The 17,619-nt window shown below is 66.7% G+C and carries 22 protein-coding genes; 10 read left to right on the forward strand and 12 right to left on the reverse strand.

The genetic code is table 11. From position 1 onward, the window contains the following. Nucleotides 1-78: 78 nt before the first annotated feature. Entirely contained in the window at nt 79-813 is a 735-nt protein-coding gene (gene aqpZ, locus ACWW1C_RS28105) for an aquaporin Z (RefSeq protein WP_455981305.1), read from the forward strand. Here aqpZ and ACWW1C_RS28110 read toward each other — a convergent pair. The 3 genes from ACWW1C_RS28110 to ACWW1C_RS28120 form a co-directional block, all read right to left on the reverse strand. After that, nucleotides 810-1,706, reverse strand: coding sequence for a DNA-3-methyladenine glycosylase family protein (locus ACWW1C_RS28110; protein WP_455981306.1), 897 nt, complete (start codon nt 1,704-1,706; stop codon nt 810-812). The two genes, aqpZ and ACWW1C_RS28110, sit on opposite strands and share 4 nt — an antisense overlap. Nucleotides 1,707-1,715: 9 nt before the next feature. Continuing rightward, nucleotides 1,716-2,081: a DUF427 domain-containing protein gene (locus ACWW1C_RS28115; protein WP_455981307.1), complete on the reverse strand. Its 366-nt coding sequence runs from the start codon at nt 2,079-2,081 to the stop codon at nt 1,716-1,718. Between the two features lie 99 nt (nt 2,082-2,180). Then, nucleotides 2,181-2,651, reverse strand: a complete 471-nt coding sequence (locus ACWW1C_RS28120) for a chitin-binding protein (protein ID WP_455981308.1) — start codon at nt 2,649-2,651, stop codon at nt 2,181-2,183. A 261-nt stretch (nt 2,652-2,912) separates the two neighbouring features. On the opposite strand from ACWW1C_RS28120, the gene ACWW1C_RS28125 reads away from it, so the two are divergent. Further along, nucleotides 2,913-3,383 carry an SRPBCC family protein gene (locus ACWW1C_RS28125; protein ID WP_455981309.1) on the forward strand — a complete coding sequence of 157 codons (471 nt, stop codon included), beginning with the start codon at nt 2,913-2,915 and terminating at the stop codon, nt 3,381-3,383. A gap of 7 nt (nt 3,384-3,390) precedes the next feature. Here ACWW1C_RS28125 and ACWW1C_RS28130 read toward each other — a convergent pair whose 3' ends face one another. The 3 genes from ACWW1C_RS28130 to ACWW1C_RS28140 form a co-directional block, all read right to left on the reverse strand. After that, nucleotides 3,391-4,212, reverse strand: coding sequence for a class I SAM-dependent methyltransferase (locus ACWW1C_RS28130; protein WP_455981310.1), 822 nt, complete (start codon nt 4,210-4,212; stop codon nt 3,391-3,393). A 63-nt stretch (nt 4,213-4,275) separates the two neighbouring features. Next, the gene (locus tag ACWW1C_RS28135) at nt 4,276-5,328 is read right to left on the reverse strand and encodes an NAD-dependent epimerase/dehydratase family protein (RefSeq protein WP_455981311.1); all 1,053 of its coding nucleotides are present in this window, start codon (nt 5,326-5,328) and stop codon (nt 4,276-4,278) included. Further along, nucleotides 5,292-5,804, reverse strand: a complete 513-nt coding sequence (locus ACWW1C_RS28140; protein WP_455981312.1) for a nuclear transport factor 2 family protein — start codon at nt 5,802-5,804, stop codon at nt 5,292-5,294. Before ACWW1C_RS28140 ends, ACWW1C_RS28135 begins: the two co-directional genes overlap by 37 nt. Before the next feature lie 92 nt (nt 5,805-5,896). Here ACWW1C_RS28140 and msrA point away from each other — a divergent pair, with 92 nt between their 5' ends. Next, nucleotides 5,897-6,400, forward strand: coding sequence for a peptide-methionine (S)-S-oxide reductase MsrA (msrA, locus tag ACWW1C_RS28145; protein ID WP_455981313.1), 504 nt, complete (start codon nt 5,897-5,899; stop codon nt 6,398-6,400). A gap of 45 nt (nt 6,401-6,445) precedes the next feature. Here msrA and ACWW1C_RS28150 read toward each other — a convergent pair whose 3' ends face one another. Continuing rightward, nucleotides 6,446-7,264: an alpha/beta fold hydrolase gene (locus ACWW1C_RS28150; RefSeq protein ID WP_455981314.1), complete on the reverse strand. Its 819-nt coding sequence runs from the start codon at nt 7,262-7,264 to the stop codon at nt 6,446-6,448. Between the two features lie 9 nt (nt 7,265-7,273). After that, the gene (locus ACWW1C_RS28155) at nt 7,274-8,617 is read right to left on the reverse strand and encodes a cytochrome P450 (RefSeq protein ID WP_455981315.1); all 1,344 of its coding nucleotides are present in this window, start codon (nt 8,615-8,617) and stop codon (nt 7,274-7,276) included. Between the two features lie 101 nt (nt 8,618-8,718). Between ACWW1C_RS28155 and ACWW1C_RS28160 the strand changes: the two genes are divergently transcribed. After that, on the forward strand, nt 8,719-9,345 hold the full coding sequence (locus ACWW1C_RS28160; protein ID WP_455981316.1) for a TetR/AcrR family transcriptional regulator: 627 nt from the start codon (nt 8,719-8,721) through the stop codon (nt 9,343-9,345). Here the strand turns inward: ACWW1C_RS28160 and ACWW1C_RS28165 are convergent. Then, complete coding sequence (locus tag ACWW1C_RS28165; RefSeq protein WP_455981317.1) at nt 9,322-9,891, reverse strand: TetR/AcrR family transcriptional regulator; 570 nt, start codon at nt 9,889-9,891, stop codon at nt 9,322-9,324. The two genes, ACWW1C_RS28160 and ACWW1C_RS28165, sit on opposite strands and share 24 nt — an antisense overlap. Before the next feature lie 55 nt (nt 9,892-9,946). On the opposite strand from ACWW1C_RS28165, the gene ACWW1C_RS28170 reads away from it, so the two are divergent. Continuing rightward, nucleotides 9,947-10,495, forward strand: a complete 549-nt coding sequence (locus ACWW1C_RS28170; protein ID WP_455981318.1) for an isochorismatase family protein — start codon at nt 9,947-9,949, stop codon at nt 10,493-10,495. Here the strand turns inward: ACWW1C_RS28170 and ACWW1C_RS28175 are convergent. Beyond that, on the reverse strand, nt 10,492-11,292 hold the full coding sequence (locus ACWW1C_RS28175) for an enoyl-CoA hydratase/isomerase family protein (protein ID WP_455981319.1): 801 nt from the start codon (nt 11,290-11,292) through the stop codon (nt 10,492-10,494). The genes ACWW1C_RS28170 and ACWW1C_RS28175 overlap by 4 nt on opposite strands. Nucleotides 11,293-11,347: 55 nt before the next feature. Between ACWW1C_RS28175 and ACWW1C_RS28180 the strand changes: the two genes are divergently transcribed. The 3 genes from ACWW1C_RS28180 to ACWW1C_RS28190 are packed head-to-tail and all read left to right on the forward strand — an operon-like array spanning nt 11,348 to nt 13,411. Then, nucleotides 11,348-11,806 carry a MarR family winged helix-turn-helix transcriptional regulator gene (locus ACWW1C_RS28180; protein ID WP_455981320.1) on the forward strand — a complete coding sequence of 153 codons (459 nt, stop codon included), beginning with the start codon at nt 11,348-11,350 and terminating at the stop codon, nt 11,804-11,806. Continuing rightward, a complete protein-coding gene (locus ACWW1C_RS28185; RefSeq protein ID WP_455981321.1) occupies nt 11,803-12,612 on the forward strand; it encodes an ATP-binding cassette domain-containing protein in 810 nt (269 codons plus the stop codon). The genes ACWW1C_RS28180 and ACWW1C_RS28185 overlap by 4 nt, the downstream gene beginning before the upstream one ends. 58 nt (nt 12,613-12,670) lie before the next feature. Continuing rightward, the gene (locus ACWW1C_RS28190) at nt 12,671-13,411 is read left to right on the forward strand and encodes an ABC transporter permease (protein WP_455984471.1); all 741 of its coding nucleotides are present in this window, start codon (nt 12,671-12,673) and stop codon (nt 13,409-13,411) included. 14 nt (nt 13,412-13,425) lie between these two features. On the opposite strand, the gene ACWW1C_RS28195 is transcribed toward ACWW1C_RS28190, so the two are convergent. Then, the gene (locus ACWW1C_RS28195; protein ID WP_455981322.1) at nt 13,426-14,799 is read right to left on the reverse strand and encodes a cytochrome P450; all 1,374 of its coding nucleotides are present in this window, start codon (nt 14,797-14,799) and stop codon (nt 13,426-13,428) included. Between the two features lie 3 nt (nt 14,800-14,802). Further along, complete coding sequence (locus tag ACWW1C_RS28200) at nt 14,803-15,654, reverse strand: hypothetical protein (RefSeq protein WP_455981323.1); 852 nt, start codon at nt 15,652-15,654, stop codon at nt 14,803-14,805. A 100-nt stretch (nt 15,655-15,754) separates the two neighbouring features. Here ACWW1C_RS28200 and ACWW1C_RS28205 point away from each other — a divergent pair, with 100 nt between their 5' ends. Next, nucleotides 15,755-16,423: a TetR/AcrR family transcriptional regulator gene (locus tag ACWW1C_RS28205; protein WP_455981324.1), complete on the forward strand. Its 669-nt coding sequence runs from the start codon at nt 15,755-15,757 to the stop codon at nt 16,421-16,423. A gap of 111 nt (nt 16,424-16,534) precedes the next feature. After that, complete coding sequence (locus ACWW1C_RS28210; RefSeq protein ID WP_455981325.1) at nt 16,535-17,608, forward strand: cellulase family glycosylhydrolase; 1,074 nt, start codon at nt 16,535-16,537, stop codon at nt 17,606-17,608. Nucleotides 17,609-17,619 lie beyond the last annotated feature (11 nt).

Below are 17,619 nucleotides of genomic sequence, written 5' to 3' on the forward strand. Positions count from 1 at the left end.
CGGGCACCTACCGGTGGGACGCTCGAACTGCTGTTTGCTGACCCGGCTTTTTCGACTGGAATTGGAGGGTTCGACCAAATGAGTGCTCCCACGATGACACAGAAGTTGGCGGCGGAGGCCGTCGGCACCTTCTGGCTGGTGCTCGGTGGCTGCGGCGCCGCAGTGTTCGCCGCCAACCCGAGCGAACACACCTCAATCGGCATCGGATTCCTCGGTGTCGCAATCGCTTTCGGCCTCACGGTGCTCACGGGCGTCTATGCCTTCGGCAGCATCTCCGGTGGCCATTTCAATCCGGCGGTCACGCTCGGCGCGGCTCTGGCCCGCCGGATCGAGTGGAAGGCGCTGCCGGTGTACTGGATCGCCCAGGTCATCGGTGGGCTCATCGCCGGCGGGGTCATCTACTGGATCGGCAGCGGCCAGCAGGGGTGGTCGGCAACCGGAAACATGGCGGCGAACGGTTTCGGTGACCACTCACCGGAACATTTCGGCCTGGCGTCGGTGCTCATCACCGAAATCGTCCTGACCGCGATGTTCTTGTTCGTGATCCTTGGCTCCACCGACGCCAGGGCGCCCAAGGGGTTCGCCGGATTGTCCATCGGTCTGTCCCTGACCCTGATCCATTTGATCTCGATCCCGATCTCCAACACCTCGGTCAACCCCGCCCGCTCGACCGCCGTGGCGTTCTTCAACGGCAACGGCGCACCGACGCAACTGTGGGTGTTCTGGTTGGCACCATTGGTCGGGGCCGCGGTCGCGGGCGTCGCCTACCCGCTGTTGTTCGGCAAGGACGACCCGGTCGAGGTCGAGGACTAAATTTCTTTGAGGCTGGGAATCGCTTGGCGCGCACCGAATCTCGGATTGCGCGCCAGGCCGCTGACCTCCAGCAGCCGCACGGCCCGATGGCGGTGCGGCCGCAGGGGTTCCAATAGTTCGACCATCTCGTCGTCGTCGATCGGGTGGCCCAGCAGCGTCCAGCCGACCATCTTGGCCAGGTGGTAGTCGCCGACCGAGAGGGCGTCGGCGTCGCCGAACGCCTTCTGCACCGTCTCGGCGGCCGTCCACAGCCCGACGCCCGGCAACGACATCAGGGCTGCTGTGGCCGTCTCGGCCGTCAACCGCTCCAGCGCGTCGGCCCGCTGGGCACAGCCGACCAGGGTGCGGGCCCGGCCGGGGTCCACGTTGGCCCGGTGAAATTCCCAGGACGGGATGCGGCGCCATGCCTCGGCGGTCGGCGGCAGACGCATGCCTGCCGGCGCCGGGCCGGGCGGGGGCGCGCCATAACGCATGGTCAGCTTGCGGAACGCAGTCCACGCATCCATGCCTTGCACCCGTTGCTCGAGGATCGCCGGGATCAGTACCTCCAGTACCCGGCCGGTGCGGCACAGCCGCAGATGCGGGACGCGCCGCCAGGCTTCGGCAATGGTCGGTTCGGCGGGCGCGAATCCCGTGACGTCGTCCTCGGCCCCGACCAGCCCGGGTAACCGGTCCAGAAATTCGGCTGCGCCGTCGCCCCACGCCTCGCACTCGACGGTCTTGAGTTCCGGCGAACTGAGCCGCGCCGTCACCCCGCCGGTGCGCATCAGGCTGGTGCGCCAGATGACGCCGTCTACGGTCCGGAAGGTCGGGTCGGTCCCGCCGCGGCGCAGCGGCGACAACGTCAGGCCGAGGCCGGCCGGGCCGTCCAGGACCAGGCTGGCGGTGGGCACTGATTCAGGTTAGGCGGGATGCACCACGATGTCGGCCTTGTCCGGATAGAACGCCACCCGGCCGGCGATTTCCGCGACCGCAGGGTAGGGCTGTTCGTAGGTCCAGATGACGTCCTCGACGTCACCGACGTGGTAGTACCCGGCATCACCCTTGTACGGGCAGTAGCTGGTGGTCGTGCTTCGGGTGAGCGCCGCCCGGTCGACAGCTGCAAGCGGAACATATTGCACCGCTGGATAATTCGACTCCTGCAGGGTGAGCGCGTCAGTGGTGTCGGCAACCACCCGACCGTTGACCGTGACGGTGACGCGTCCGGCGGTCGGCGTGATCGTGATGGGGTGGGCTGCATTGGGCTGCAGCACGGGACGCTCGGTCATGTTCAGTGCAACGCCTTCCTCGGCAGTCCCGATTCCCGATATGACGCTGGGCCTGTCGGCAACGACAGGCCCAGTCATCAGACGGCAACTATTGACGGATTACAGCGCAATCCAGATGCCGAAGAACCAGAAACCCCACGCCATGAAGCCTGGATCCCACACCGGGTACACGGTGTAGCCCCAGTAGTCGAACGGCGGAGGCGGCGGGCCCCACGGCGGCGGCGCCACCCAGATGATCTGCGGCCGCGGCGGCGGTCCCCAGCCCCACGGCCCCGGGCCATGGCCCCACGGCGGCGGGCCGCCGCGCCAGTGCCAGTCACCCGGTCCCGGGTCACCCGGCCGCGGATGCCAGTTCCCCTGGTCCCCGGGATGCCAATTGCCTTGGTCACCCGGGTGCCAGTCATCGTGATTACCCGGGTCACCCGGCGGTGGCCCACCAGGCCCAGGCCCGCCGGGCCCACCCGGATTTCCGGGCGGACCACCCGGATTTCCGGGCGGACCACCGGGGTTCCCGGGCGGACTGCCGCCACCCGGGCCGTGCCCGTTACCCGGACCGTTGCATACCTGCATCGGCGGGCACGGTGCAGGCTTCGCCTGCGCGATATTGACTCCTAATCCCATAATTGCCGCGCTCACACCACTGGTGAGCGCGGTGGCTACCACGAACGATTTTTTGCTCATATCAACCCAACTCCTTCGTTGGAAGGTGCCGTCACGCGGTATATCGCCGGGATACCCCGAAACGGTTACCTGAAAAATCGAGCATTCTTGTTGCGTCGCCGACAATTACCGCTTGCCTTACCTGCGGACGGTCTGTCTACGATCAGCCCCATGACCGCACAGGGACCCGCCACCGTCACCGCTGCCATCGAGATCGCCGCCAGCCCGTCGGCGGTGTACGCGTTGCTGACCGATCTGCCCACCTTGGCCTCGCTCGCCGAGGAGGCCCACACCATGGAATGGCGGAAGGGTTCGTCGGCGGCACCGGGTTCGGTGTTCAAGGGACACAACCGCAACGGATCGAAGACCTGGACCACCAGCTGCACCATCACCGAAGCGGAGCCGGGCAAGACGTTCGGGTTCGCGGTGAAGTCCTCGATCGTGCCCATCGCACACTGGCGCTACGACATCACCGAGACGCCGAACGGCTGCCGGGTCGCCGAGTCCACCTGGGACAACCGGCCGGGCCTGCTGAAGATGTTCGCCGCCTCGCTCACCGGCGTCGCCGACCGCGATGCGGCCAACGCCGAGAACATCCGGCTGACGCTCGAGCGCCTGAAGGCTCGCGCCGAAGCCGCCTGACCAACGGTCAGCCCCACGAATACCGTTGGTACTGCGACATATAACGCATGCCGGGCACGGCGCGCATGACGGCGGCCATCACCCGGAGCCCCGTCGGCAGCAAGTCGTAGCCATCGGTGTCGAACGCCGATATCCACGACAGCAGCCGCAATCGCGGCACCGCTGACAGGACGTCGTCCGGGCCGTCGATGGCCCACTGCAACGTCGCACCCGAACGGCGGACGACCCCGTTGGTCCATTGCAGCTTCACGCCCAGCCGGCTGAAGGCATCGAATTGCAGTTCCCCGGAAGGGAAGCGCTCGACGATGCGGCGCAGCAGGGCCTGCCCATCAGCCTCGCTCAGGTACATCGTGAGACCCTCGGCGATCATCAGCACCGGGCGGTTCGTGGGGATGTCGGCGAGCCACGCCGGGTCCGTCACCGATGCGGACACGATGTGGCAGTGCTCGCGGGCCGGGTAGAGCCGGCGGCGCAGCTCGGCGACCTCCGGATAGTCGATGTCGTACCAGTCGACGCCGGGTCCCGGGTCCAGCCGGTAGTACCGGCTGTCCAGTCCGCAACCCAGGTGCAGCACAACGGCATCCGGGTGCACGGCCAGGAACTGCCGGGCCGTCTTGTCGAAATAGGCGGACCGCAGAGTCACTCCCGGTGAGTTGGCCGCCGTGATCGTGGTCTGCGACCAGTCGTAGTCGATGCGGGCGACGATGTCTCGGGCGTAGGTGTCGTGCAGCACCGACTTCGGCAGGTCGGCATCGAGCGCCTTGCCGTACAGCGTGGCCAGCATCGTCTGTGGCGCCCCGCTCAGGTCCACCTGCAATTTGTCCGTCATGGCTTCGACGCTAACCGCGACCGGCGCCGCCGCGCCATGACTTAACGCCGTACGGCGCGTTGTTCAGCCGCCTGATTTCTGAGCTTGCCGGGCCTTTCGCAAGCCCACCCAGAACCGCGCCGCGTCGCGCACCGCGTCTTCCACCGGCCTTGGCTCCCAACCTAATTCGGTCCTGGCCTTGGTGCAGTCGACGGGCGCCTCGGCGCGCATCAGCCGCAGCGAAGCCAGCGACATGTGTTCGTCGGTGCCTTTGAGCCGGCCCTTGATCGTGCCCATGGTGGCGAGCGCGTACGTCACCGGCAGCGACAGCGACTTGGCCGGAGCCGGTACGCCCGCGGCGGCCGCGGCGATCCGCGCCACCTCAGCATTGCTGATCATCTTGTCCGAGATCAGGTATCGCTCGCCGGGCCGGCCCTTGTCTGCCGCCAAGATCAGCGCGCGGGCGGCGTCATTGACATCGACCGCTTCCAGTTCGACGCCACGCATCACGAACGGCAGCTTCCCGAATGCCGCGCCGGCGATGATGGCACCGTGCGGGGTGCGGCCCCAGTCCGTGCCGCCGTACGTGGTCGAGACGCACATCGCGACGGCCGGCAGCCCGCGCGCACGGGCGTATTCGAGCACCAGCTTCTCGGCCTGCACGCGCGAACGCACGTACGGCGGCAACGTGCGCTCGTCGGCGACGTCGTCCTCGGTGGAGACGAAGCCGCGCCTGCGTCCCACCGTGGCGTAACTGCTGGTGAAGACGAATTTCTTGAGGCCCGAGGCGATTTCGGGTTCGACCGCGACGTTCAGCACGTTGCGGGTGCCCTCGACGTTGGTGCGGAACAACGGCGCGGGGTCCTGCAACCAGCCGCGGGTGTCGACGACGCAGTAGTAGACGACGTCGGCTCCGGTCATCGCGGCACGCAGGGTGTCGTCGTCCCAGATGTCGCCTTCGTACCGGGTGACCTCGAGGTCGTCGATGCCGATGGTGTTGGCACCGGCCCGCACCATGACCCGGACGTCTTCCCCGGCTGCCACCAGTTGCCGGGTGACGTGCGAGCCGAGGTAGCCGTTGGCCCCGATGACGAGCGACGTCACCGGCGTCCCCGGCCGCCGAACTGGCGCATCCATTCCTCGGCGACCTCGGGAAGCGTGCCGAGCGCTTCGGCCTTCTTGCACCACGCCATGGTGGTCTCGAGGAACTTCATGGGGTTGTAGATGTCTTCCTGCTTGCTCCACAGGCCGTCGCCCGCGTAGGTCATGATCGAGATGTTGGTGGCGCCCATGATGGTGCCGTCACCGGGATCGCGCATGGGGTTGTCGAGCTCGCAGATGACGCGGCCGGTCGCCTCGTCGTACACCTTCCACAGCGACGGGAACGACGTCATGTAACTGCCGGGGAAGTTCTCCATGGTGTTCCAGATCCAGGGCCGCACTTCCTCGCGCCCGTGCATGGTGCCCATGGCGTGCTCGATGTACAGCACATCCTCGGTGTAATGGTCGGTCCACGGATCCCAGTCGCGCGTCTGGGCGGCGCGGTCCACGGTCTGCTCGAAGACGTCGAATGCCGCGATGAGTTCCTCGCGGCTGAAGGTGTTGCCCGTCACAGGAAAACTAGAACACGTTCTAGTGGCGTTTGTCGAGCACTTGCGCAGTCGCCGGGAGTTCGGTTCTCTGGAGTCAAAGCGAGGAGGCGTACATGACCGAGACTGCGACCGCGATTCTGGCGGGCGGCTGCTTCTGGGGGATGCAGGACCTGATCCGAAAGCAGCCGGGCGTGCTGACCACGCGGGTCGGCTACACCGGTGGGACCAACGATCACCCCACCTACCGCAACCACCCCGGTCACGCCGAGGCCGTCGAAATCGTCTACGACCCCAGCCAAACCGACTTCCGGACGCTCCTCGAGTTCTTCTTCCAGATCCACGACCCGTCGACGGTCAACCGGCAAGGCAACGACGTCGGCACCAGCTACCGCTCGGCGATCTTCTACACCGACGACGAGCAGAAGCGCGTCGCCGAGGACACCATCGCCGACGTCGACGCCTCGGGCCTGTGGCCCGGCAAGGTCGTCACCGAGGTGACGCCGGCAGTGCCGTTCTGGGAGGCCGAGCCCGAGCATCAGGACTATCTGGAGCGCATCCCCAACGGCTACACCTGCCACTTCCCGCGGCCGGGCTGGAAACTGCCCAAACGCCAGTGACGTGTGCACGATTTTCCGCGGCAGCCGCGGATTTTCGTGCACAGATCACGCAGTGGCGGCGCGTTCGGTGACCAGACGGGCGATCAGCTCGGGGTGGGTGTCGGGTAGCCAGTGGTTGGCGCCCTCGACGATCTCGAACTTGTACGGCGCGTGGACGAACTGCTCGGTGAGCAGGGCGCCCTTGCGGCCCAGCGCGATGTCGCCGTCGCTCCAGATGTACGTGGTGGGACGAGTCACCGGGGTGAACGCCGATTTCGGGTTCACGAACGGCATGGCGCGGTACCAGTTGAGCGCGGGGGTCAGCGCCCCGCTGTCGAAGACCTCAGCCCGCGTGACAGCCAGCGCATCGTCCGTCATGCCGCTGCGCGGCATGGCCAGTTGCGCGAATCGTTCTCCGAGCCAAGGTAACTGGAAGATCACCATGTAGTAGGAGTGCAGCGCCTGCGTCCCGACGGCCATCGCCTTCAGGAAGGCGCCGGTGTGGGGCACCGACACCGCGGTGAGCGTGCGCACCAGTTCCGGTTTCGTCGCCGTCAGTGCCCACGCGATGGCGGCACCCCAGTCGTGGCCGACCACGTGCACCGGTCCGCCAGCCAGTTCGATCAGCGCGGCGACGTCGTCGGTCAGTTTGGGGATCGTGTACTGCCGACGGCCCTTCGGCCGGGCGCCGGGCGAATAACCGCGCTGATTCGGAGCAAGAGTGCGGAAACCATTGGCATGCAACAGCTCCGACACCGCTGTCCACGACCCGGCAGTCTGCGGGAAACCGTGCAACAACACCACGACGTCGCCGTCGATAGGACCGGAGTCGACCACATCGAAGGTCAGTCCGGCATTGCGGTACTGCGTAATTCGTTCGGTCACAGCATGAACCTACAGCGGGGTGACCCGGCGGCGCAGCGTCACTCGGCCACCGTCTTTCGGGGTGTATGCCACGCCGCGCGAGAAGACCCGCTCCCCCGGCGCACTGTTGGCCTGAATGGCGAAGTGGCGCAGCACTGTCCGAAGGACGACGTCCATCTCGACCTGCGCGAACACCGCTCCGACACAGCGCCGGGTACCCCCACCGAACGGCAGGAACGCCAGCGGCGGCCGGCGCCCGACGAAGCGCTCCGGGTCGAACCGCTCCGGATCGGCGAATTCCTTTGCGTCCTCGTGCATGTGGTCGATGGCGACGATGACCGAGAAGCCGCGGGGTATCACCCATTCCCCGAGCTGGAACGACGGCGCGTACACGTGCCGGCCGGCGAAGTCGATGATGGTGCGGATGCGCTGCACTTCAAGGAGGACGGCCTGCCGATATTCGTCGGTCTCACCCGTGGCGACCTCCGCTTCGAGCCGCCGCAGCACCTCGGGATGCCGGGAGATCCGCTCGAAGACCCACGCCATGGTGGCCGCCGTGGTTTCATGGCCCGCCGCCAGCAGCGTCAGCAGTTCATCGGCAATGTCGCTGCGGGACATCGCCGTTCCGTCTTCGTAGGTGCTGCGCAGCAGCAGCGCGAGGACGTCGTCGCGGCTTTCGAGATCAGGGTCGGCGGCGACCGCGTCGATCAACCGGCCGACCACTTCGTCGTACTGCCGCCGGTACTCGGCGAGCCGACCCCACGGTGTGAGGCGGCCGTAGGTCCGCGCCGGCATGGGTAGCACCGCCAGGCGCGACCCCAGGGTCACCCACGGCGGGATGATCCGTCGCAGTTCGTCGAGGTGGTGACCGTCGGCGCCGAACACCGCGCGCAGGATGGCGTTGAGGGTGATGTGCATCATCGGTTCGAGCGTGGGGAACGATTTCCCCTCCGGCCATGCTGCCGCCGCGCGCAGCGTCTCCTCTTCGAAGATGCGCTCGTAGTTCTTGATGCTCTTGCCGTGGAACGGCGGCGTCAGCAGTTTGCGGCGCAGCCGGTGCTCGGGGCCGTCGAGCGCGAACACCGATCCGCTGCCCAGCACGCGCGACAGGTTGGGCTGGATGTTGCCGACGTCGGCCGGGTTCGCCGCGAACAACTGCTTGGCCAGCTGCGGGTCGGTCACCATGACCGCGCGTCCGAAAACCGTTGCGTCACAGGTGAATACCGGCCCGAGTCGCGGCACCATGCGGTTGACGAACCGGCGCCGATTGGTCGCGAACGCGACGCCTTGGAGAATCTTGGGGATTCCGGTCGCCGGCGGCAGGTGGATCGCCGGGGCACACTCGGTGAGTTCAGCGGTGACAGTTTCGGTCATGGCACGCTCCAAGCCACTGATTACGCGGTACCACGGTGTACCACGAGGTTATGAGGTACGGTACCGGCTGGTACCACAGCTAGGCAAGGGTTCTGGGAGAGATGGCAGACGGCGAGGTCAACTCGGCACAATCAGCAGCGCAGCCCTTCCGCGGGCGGCTGCTCGACGGGCTCGCCACCTCGCTGGCCACCCGCGGATATCGCGACACCACCGTCGCCGACATCGTCCGCAACGCCAAAACCTCCAAGCGCACCTTCTACGACCAGTTCGCCAGCAAGGAACAGTGCTTCATCGAGTTGCTGCGCACCAACAACGAGGACCTCATCGCCCGGATCCGCGCCGCCATCGATCCCGACGCCGACTGGGAGCGACAGGTGCGCAGCGCGGTCGACGCGTACGTCGCGCACATCGCCTCGCGGCCCGCGATCACCCTGAGCTGGATCCGGGAGGCCCCGGCCCTCGGTGACGCCGCCCTGCCGCTGAATCGCCATGCGATGGAACAACTCACCGACATGGTCGTCGACCTCAGCAGCGGCGCGGGATTTCTGCGCGCCGGCCTGTCCCCGGTCAGCCGGCCGGTGGCCCTGATTCTGCTCGGCGGTCTTCGCGAGCTGACCGCACTGCTCGTGGAGGACGGCCGCGACGTCGCCGAGCTCACCGAGCCGGCCCTCACCGCCGCGCTCGCGATCCTGGGCGTCAGATCGTCAGCGCAGCATCAGCCGAGCTGACTTCTCCAGTCTCTCGGCGATCTCGTCGTAGGACGTGAACCCCATCCCCGCCCGGACCAGCGCGCCCGAGTACAGCATCTCCAGCGATTCGATGACGTCGTTGTCCACATCGGGGCCGAGCGCCGCCGCCAGCCGGGAGCGGATATCCACGGCGATGCGCTGTCGGAGTACCTCGACATCCGGATCGCGCCCGAGCAGTGCGTTGGTCACCGCCCCGGCGAACTCCGGCTCGTCGATCACCAGTAGCGCGATGTGCCGCAGCACTTCGGTGACCCGGGTGGCAGGATCGTCGGAGTCGTGGGCCGCGGGCGGCGAGGAAGCCAACCGGCGCCAGAACACCTCCGCGACGAGGTGCTCCTTCGACGAGAAGTAGGTGTAGGCCGTCGCCGCGCCGACACCGGCGTCGGCCGCGACCCGGCGGACCGTCAGGCCCGCGAAGCCCTCGCGGCGCAGCAGATCGAGGGCGGCACGACTCAGCCGGTCGACCGTATCGGCCTGTTTGGCCGTCAACCGGCGCCGGGTGGGCTCAAGCGCCTGTTCGGACACGTGTCCGGACGCTACGGCAACAGGCGAGGCGCAGCAACCGGTCTACCGTGGACACATGCGGGCGTTGATCGTCGTCGACGTGCAGAACGACTTCTGTGAGGGCGGTTCCCTCGCGGTGTCCGGGGGCGGCGAAGTGGCCCGCGCGATCACCGGCCTCCTGGCCCGCCGGGAGTATGGGCACGTCGTGGCCACCGCCGATCATCACATCGACCCGGGTGCGCATTTCTCCGACCAGCCCGACTATCTGACGTCGTGGCCGCCGCACTGCGTCGCCGGGACGCCGGGTGAGCAGTTCCACCCCGAGTTGGATCTCTCTGCCATCGAAGCGGTGTTCCGCAAAGGCCGGTACTCCGCGGCGTACAGCGGATTCGAAGGCGCCGACGGCACCGGCACCGGCCTTACGGACTGGCTGCGCACCCGCGGTGTCGACGAGGTGGACGTGGTCGGCATCGCCACCGACTACTGCGTCAAGGCAACAGCGGCCGACGCCGCCAAGGCCGGGTTCCGCACCCGGGTGCTGCTGGCCTATACCGCCGGCGTGTCGGCCGAGGGTACCGCCAATGCCGTTGCCGCCCTGAAGGATTCCGACGTTTCGGTAATCTAGCGCGTCGGATCCACCGGCTTACCCGACCACCTCGGCGGGCGGCCGTCCTGCAGCGCCCTGACCCCTTCCTTGGCGTCGTCGTGCGCCATCAGCGCACGGTGAATCTCGGTCTCCCGCTGCCCCACCTCGTCGCGCGACAGTTCAAAGGAGTCCCAGAGCAGTCGCTTGCTGGCCGCCACCGACATCGGCGCGGTGTTGTCCGCGATGTCATGTGCCACCTCCAGCGCCGCCGGCAGCACCTCATCAGCGGGCAGTACCCGACTCGCGATACCCAGCTCCACCGCGCGGCGACCGTCGAAAGTTGCTCCCGTCAAGAGGATTTCAGCGGCCCGCGCGGTACCGACCAACCGCGGCAGCGCCCAGTGCGAATACGCGTCCCCGACCACGCCACGGCGCACCTGCACGACGCCGTATCGTGCGTCGGCGGCGAAAATCCGGATATCGCACTGCAGTGTCAGCGTCAGCCCCAACCCGATCGCGTGTCCGTTGACCGCCGCGATCACCGGTTTGCTCAACGACCATGCCGGAACAGGGATGCCCGCGGCACTGAACTCCGGGCCCGGCGCCGCGAACGTCTGGTCACCCGCGGCCAGGTCAGCGCCAGCGCAGAATGCCGGTGGCGCGCCGGTCAGCACGACGGCGCGGACGTCGTCGGCTTCGTCGCACCGGGTGTAGGCGTCGGCGAGTTCCTCCCGCATGCCGTCGCCAAAAGCGTTGCGCCGCTCGGGCCGGTTCAGCGTCAACGTCACCACACCGCCGTCGAACGCGGTCAGCAGCGTGCGGTAGTCGGGAAACACCGCCCGAGTAAACCACGGCTCCGCAATAGCTCTGCAACAGAGGTATTATCGAAACGTGCCCGCTCGCTCAGGCCTCACCGCCGAACTCACCACCGACCTGTTCCACACCGTCGGCCGATTCCGCCGGCAGTTGCGCCGGACTGCCGGGGGGAGCTTCGCGGGCGTCACGCAATCACAGGCCGAGCTGCTCAGACTGGTCGGGCGCCGCCCCGGCATCTCCGTGCGCGAAGCCGCCGAGGAACTCGGCCTGGCCGCCAACACCGCGTCGACCCTGGTGTCCAAGCTGACCGCAGACCAACTGCTCGTCCGCAGCGTCGACCCCGACGATCGCCGCATCGGCCGCCTGCGGCTCACCGAACCCGCCCAACAACTCGCCGATCAGACGAGAGCTTCCCGCCGGGCCGCCCTCGACGTCGTACTCAAGCAGCTCGATGACGAGCAAATCCGCGATCTGACAAAGGGTTTGAACGTCCTGGCCGAGATGACCCGGATGCTCCAGGAGAACCAGCCATGAGTAACCCCGCCATCGAATGCGACCACGTCACCCACCGGTACGGCGACTTCACCGCGGTCGACGACCTCAGCCTCACCGTCGACGTGGGCGAGACCATGGGATTGCTGGGCCCGAACGGCGCCGGGAAGACCACCCTGGTGCGACTGCTCACCACCCTGACCCCCGTCCAGCACGGGCAGGTGCGCATCTTCGGCCTCGACTCGGGGCGTCGCACCATGGACATCCGGCAGAACCTCGGGTATGTGCCACAACAGCTTTCGATCGAGTCCGCGCTCACGGGCCGCCAGAACGTCGACCTGTTCGCCCGCCTGTACGACGTGCCGCGGCGTGAACGGCGGGCACGGGTCGACGACGCACTCGAGGCCATGCAGCTGCTCGACGTCGCCGACCGTCCCGCCAAGACGTACTCCGGCGGCATGGTCCGCCGCCTCGAGCTGGCCCAGGCCCTGGTGAACCGGCCGTCGCTGTTGATCCTCGACGAGCCCACTGTCGGCCTCGATCCCATTGCCCGCGACAGTGTTTGGACCCAGGTGGCATACATGCAGCAGGAGTTCGGCATGACGGTCCTGCTGACCACCCACTACATGGAGGAGGCCGATGCCCTGTGTGACCGAGTCGCCCTCATGCACCGCGGCACCCTGCAGACCGTCGGCTCCCCCACGGATCTGAAGGCCGCACGCGGCCCGTCGGCCACGCTCGAGGATGTCTTTCGGCACTACGCGGGGTCCGACCTGTCCGACGATGACGACCGTCAGTCTCTGCAGGACGTCCGCGCCGGAAGGAGGACGGCCCGCCGTGTCAGTTGACGTCGAACTGGTCGCCGCGCCCCGCGGCGCCAAACGCATCGGCGGCCTCGCCCGCCGGATGGGCGCGTTCGCGCTCGTCGAACTGCAGAAGCTGCGCCACGACCGCACCGAGCTGATCACCCGGACGATTCAGCCCGCGTTGTGGCTGTTGATCTTCGGCCAGACCTTCTCGCGGCTGCACGTGATCAACACCGGCAACGTGCCGTATCTGTCGTTCCTGGCGCCCGGCATCATCGCCCAGTCGGCGCTTTTCATCTCGATCTTCTACGGCATCCAGATCGTCTGGGACCGGGACGCCGGCATCCTCGCCAAACTGATGGTCACGCCGTCGCCGGCGTCGGCGCTGATCACGGGCAAGGCCTTCGCCGCGGGCGTCCGGTCGATCGCCCAGGTCATCGGTGTCCTCGTGATCGCCCTGCTGATGGGCATCCACCTGAGTTTCAACCCGCTGCACGTCCTGGCCGCCATGGCGGTGGTGATGCTCGGGTCGGCGTTCTTCTCCTGTCTGTCAATGACTTTGGCGGGTCTGGTCCGAAACCGCGACCGCTTGATGGGCATCGGCCAGGCCATCACCATGCCCCTGTTCTTCGCTTCCAACGCGCTGTACCCGGTGGACATCATGCCGGGCTGGCTGCACGCGCTCTCGACTGTGAATCCGCTGTCGTACGAGGTGAACGCGCTGCGCTCACTGTTGCTGGGCACCCCGGGCAACACCCTGCTCGATGTCGCGGTTCTCGCGGTCGCGGCAGTGCTCGGCATCGCCGCGGCATCGGCCCTACTGCGCCGCCTGGTGCGCTGACCGGCGGTGAGGCATCACCGTGGCACGACTGTCATCGGCACCCCGCCCTTGAGCCCCATCGACATCCGGTACTGGCGCCGTAACCGGTATCCCGGTTCGAGGGTCAGCCGGTACCGCCGATAGGCCGTCGCGATTGTCAGCACCCCTTCGATGTAGGCCATGTTCTTGCCCAGACACATTCGCTGCCCGCGGCCGAAGGGGACAAATGCGCGCACATCGTTGTTGGCGGTGTCCTTGAACCGGTCCGGGTTGAATCGGTGCGGCTCCGACCAGAATCTGGGGTCATGCTGCATTGCCAGCGAGGAGTACAAAACTGTTGTGCCACTTTCGATGTGGCATCCACCGATCTCATCGTCGACTACCGCGGTCTTGGGATTGATCACGAGCCCGCCCTGCATACGTTGCGCTTCATCGAAGCAGGCGCGCACGAACGGCAGCTTGCTCATGTCGTCGACCGTCACGCGACCGGAACCGAGCGCATCGACCTCGGCGATCACGCGCTCCTCGAGCTCTGGATGCTGAGCCAGGAGCGCGAACGTCCACGCCAGCGCTGCCGCCGTCGTCTCGTGACCACCGACGATCATGCCCATCATCTCGGCGGCGATCTTTTCGTTCTCCAGCGGCGTGCCGTCGTCATAGGTGGCGTTCACCAACAGGCTGAGGATGTCGGCGCGTCCCGTGGGGTGCCGCCGGCGCGTCTCGATCACATGGTCGGCGGCAGCCAATCCGGCGTTGAGCATCTCCGCAGCCTTGCGTTGGAACGGCCGCGGCACCCAACCCGGCAGTGCGGACATCGCCACGCGCACTGTGGTGGCGAGCATGACCGGAATGGCAATGCCGCTGGACAATCCCAGTAGTCGCGGTGATAGATACTCGTCGAACATCGCGTTGAACAGTGCCGCCAAGGCCAGTTCACGGGTCTTTTCTTCGATGTCGACGACACCGGCATGGTCTGCCGCGTCGGCCCAGCCACCGACTTGCTCGCTGATCGATTCGGTGAAGAGGTCACCGAGCGCAGCGAGGTTCTTGTGGGTGAAACTCGGGCGATACAACGACCGGCCCCGCTGCCATTCGGCGTCGTCCGCGAAGGCGAAGAAGTTGTGGCCCAGTTCCGGCGGCACCATCTGCGCGGCGACCATATCCGAACGTCGATATTCATCAGCGTGTTTGACCAGAATGTGGTCAATGTGATCCGGATGGCTGATGTACACGACCTTGGCGAACGGCGCGGGAACGGTGACGACGTCACCGAATTGCTTGGTCAGTTCCAGCGGGTAGAACCACGGGTCGCGAAGCAGGCGCGCGAGAGACGTGTACTTTCCGATCCCTACCGGACCCGGCGGCGCAACATTGCGTCCAGATGCCTTCGGCGGCAACACAACCGACATATCTCAGACCCCGCTCACCGACAAGGCGGGGTGGCGACCGCCTACGCGTTCATCGCGAAGCCGGCTCAGTTCCGGTATTTGCAGGAGCGCATACGTGGCACCGATTGAAGTCGCGATCACCATGGCCGCGGCGGCCCACACGACCGGCGCCGGCGCGGAGGACTGCACTGCCTGGTAGGCAGGCCAGCTGACCCCGACGATGTATCCGATGGTGGTCGCCGGGATGAACAGCACCAGCCACCAAATCCGGGCGCCCGTAAGGTATTTCGCGGCAAAGTAGATCACCACGCCGTACACCGGCAAGAGCGTGGTGTTCTGCACGATCGAGTACAGGGGAATGCCGAGGACCCGCGTCGGATTATCGCCGTAGTAAGCGATGATCCCGAAGTGGTGCCAAGCCATTTCGAGCACCACCTCGGGTATCCCCACGTACACCGCGGACAGCACGAAGATGTCCCGCAGGGACCTGCCGTTCTGCAGATACCGATACGCCAGGTAGCCGCCGAACGCCACATAGGTCGATGCGCCAACCAGAATGAACGCCGGCATGCGGTGCCCCATGACCGTGTAGCCGAACCATGGGATGTCGTTGGCATAGACGATCGCGCCGACGAAATCGCCGAGCGGTTCGATATTCGCTGCGATGGCGCCGGCGATCACCAGCACCAACGGTAGGACCTCACGCCGCCGCGCAAGGCGCCAGCATGCCCAGCCCAACGCAGCGGCGAAGCCTCCGTACGCGGCGAAGTGACTGAGCCATGCCATCGCCTGATTGGCGTGCAGCACCGGCGCGACCGGCACTCCGCCCTCACCCGGTGGCAACACTCCGGCCAGTTTGACTACATCGGTTGTCATCATGAACATGTCCCTAGAGTCACTCAATGAGGGACATTAGTCAACACCCAGCCGAGCGCGTCCGAGAACCGACGGCATGCGCCGTGACATCATCGGTCGCATGCGCGCTGACGAGTCATCCGGCGGACCGGAGGCGCTGATCGCCCTGGCCTTGTCAGGTGACACCCACGCCGCCGAGCCCGAACTGACGGCGTCGGACGTAAAGATCCTCGACGCCACGATGTACGTGTTGGGGACGCACGGGGAGCAGGCACTGACCGTCGATCTGGTCGCGAAGCGTGCACAGATGTCCCGGAAAACGGTGTTCCGGCGCTTCGGAAGCAAACAGAACCTGCTGAACGCCGCCAATCGGCGTGGCGTCGCCACGGTCCTGCGTGACGTGGCGCAAAAGGCCCGAGCGGCAACCAATGCGCTGGAATGCGCAACGGCTGTGGGCGCCAGCCTGATCACCCATTCGACGAAAATGCCTGCGGTGCTTCGCTTCGTCCAGGTGGAACCCGAGACCGTCATCAACCTCTGGCGCGACGGCGACCGCCCGGGGCAGACGCTGGGACGAGTTTTCCTCTCGCACCTGTTGCAGGATCAGCATCTCGAAGACCCGCTATCCGCACGCAATGCCGATTTCGTCGCCGATGCGGTGATACGTCTGGTCATGTCGCTGGTCCTGGTACCGGACGCCGGATATCTTGCCGCCTTCGGCGGGCACGAGCGCTACCTCGAAGCCATCATCGGCCCACTCGTCGAACGCGGTTGGGTCGCATCGACATGACCATCGACGCCGGATCGCTCAGTCCTCCTGGCAACGGCCTGACTAGCTGTTAGGTTCAACCCATTCGGCGGGGGTCGAGACCAACAGCAGTGCCACAGATTGGAGTAAACGTTGCGCAACGTCACCAAGATCGCTGCGGCCCTCGTCACCGTCGCGGCGGTGTCCGCCGCCGCCACCGAAACCCTGGCCAACAGTCCGGCCACGATTCCGTTCATCCCCACGGGCATCAGCCAGTCGGCCAGCAGCGTCGGCTTCGCTGATTCCGACGTCTACGGCATGAACGCCGACGACATCAACCACACCTTCGACCTGATGTCGGCGACCGGTGTGCGCACCGTCCGCATCATCATTCCGTGGGCCGGCATCGAGGGCACCCAGGGCAGCTTCAACTGGGGCCAGGTAGACACCGTCGTCGGTGCGGCCAACGCCCGCCACATGTCGGTGGTCGGCGCGATCGTCGCGACGCCGGCCTGGGCCGTGGCGCCGGGCGCCATCCCGATCAGCAGCCCGCCCGCCTCCCCCGCGGTGTACGGCGACTTCGCCGGCGCGGTGGCAGCCCACTACAAGGGCCGCGTGGACGCCTACGAAATCTGGAACGAGCCCAACGCCGTGATGTCCTGGACCTCCGGCCCGCAGGGTCCGGAGCCCGCCGTCTACGCGGAGATGCTCAAGGCCTCGTACCCGAAGATCAAGGCCGCCGATCGTGGCGCCGTGGTCATCGGCGGTGTGGTCGGCGCGGTCGTGTCCTTCGGTTCGCTGACCCTGGACCCGGTGACGTTCGTACAGCGGATGTACGCCGCCGGTGCGGCCGGCTCGCTGGACGCGGTGTCGTTCCACCCGTACCACTACAACCTGAAGTTCTCGGCCGGCGCCGGCGTGCCCAATTCGCCGCTGAGCCAGACCGACGGCATCCATGCCGCCATGGCCGCCAACGGTGACGGCGGCAAGAAGATCTGGGCCACCGAGTACGGCGAGCCCAACTCGGCCGTCGACGAGGCCACCCAGGCCGACTACATCCGGGACTTCCTGGCCAAGTGGCGCACCCTGCCGTACGCCGGGCCGTCGTACATCTACACCACGCGCGACCGCGTCACCGGCAGCTCGAACCCCGAGGAATCCATCGGCGTCTACCACTCCGACTGGACCCCGAAGCCCGCTCAGGGCGTCGTCAAGTCGATGGCCTGACGATCATCGTC

The sequence above is a fragment of the Mycobacterium sp. HM-7 genome, from assembly GCF_053852335.1.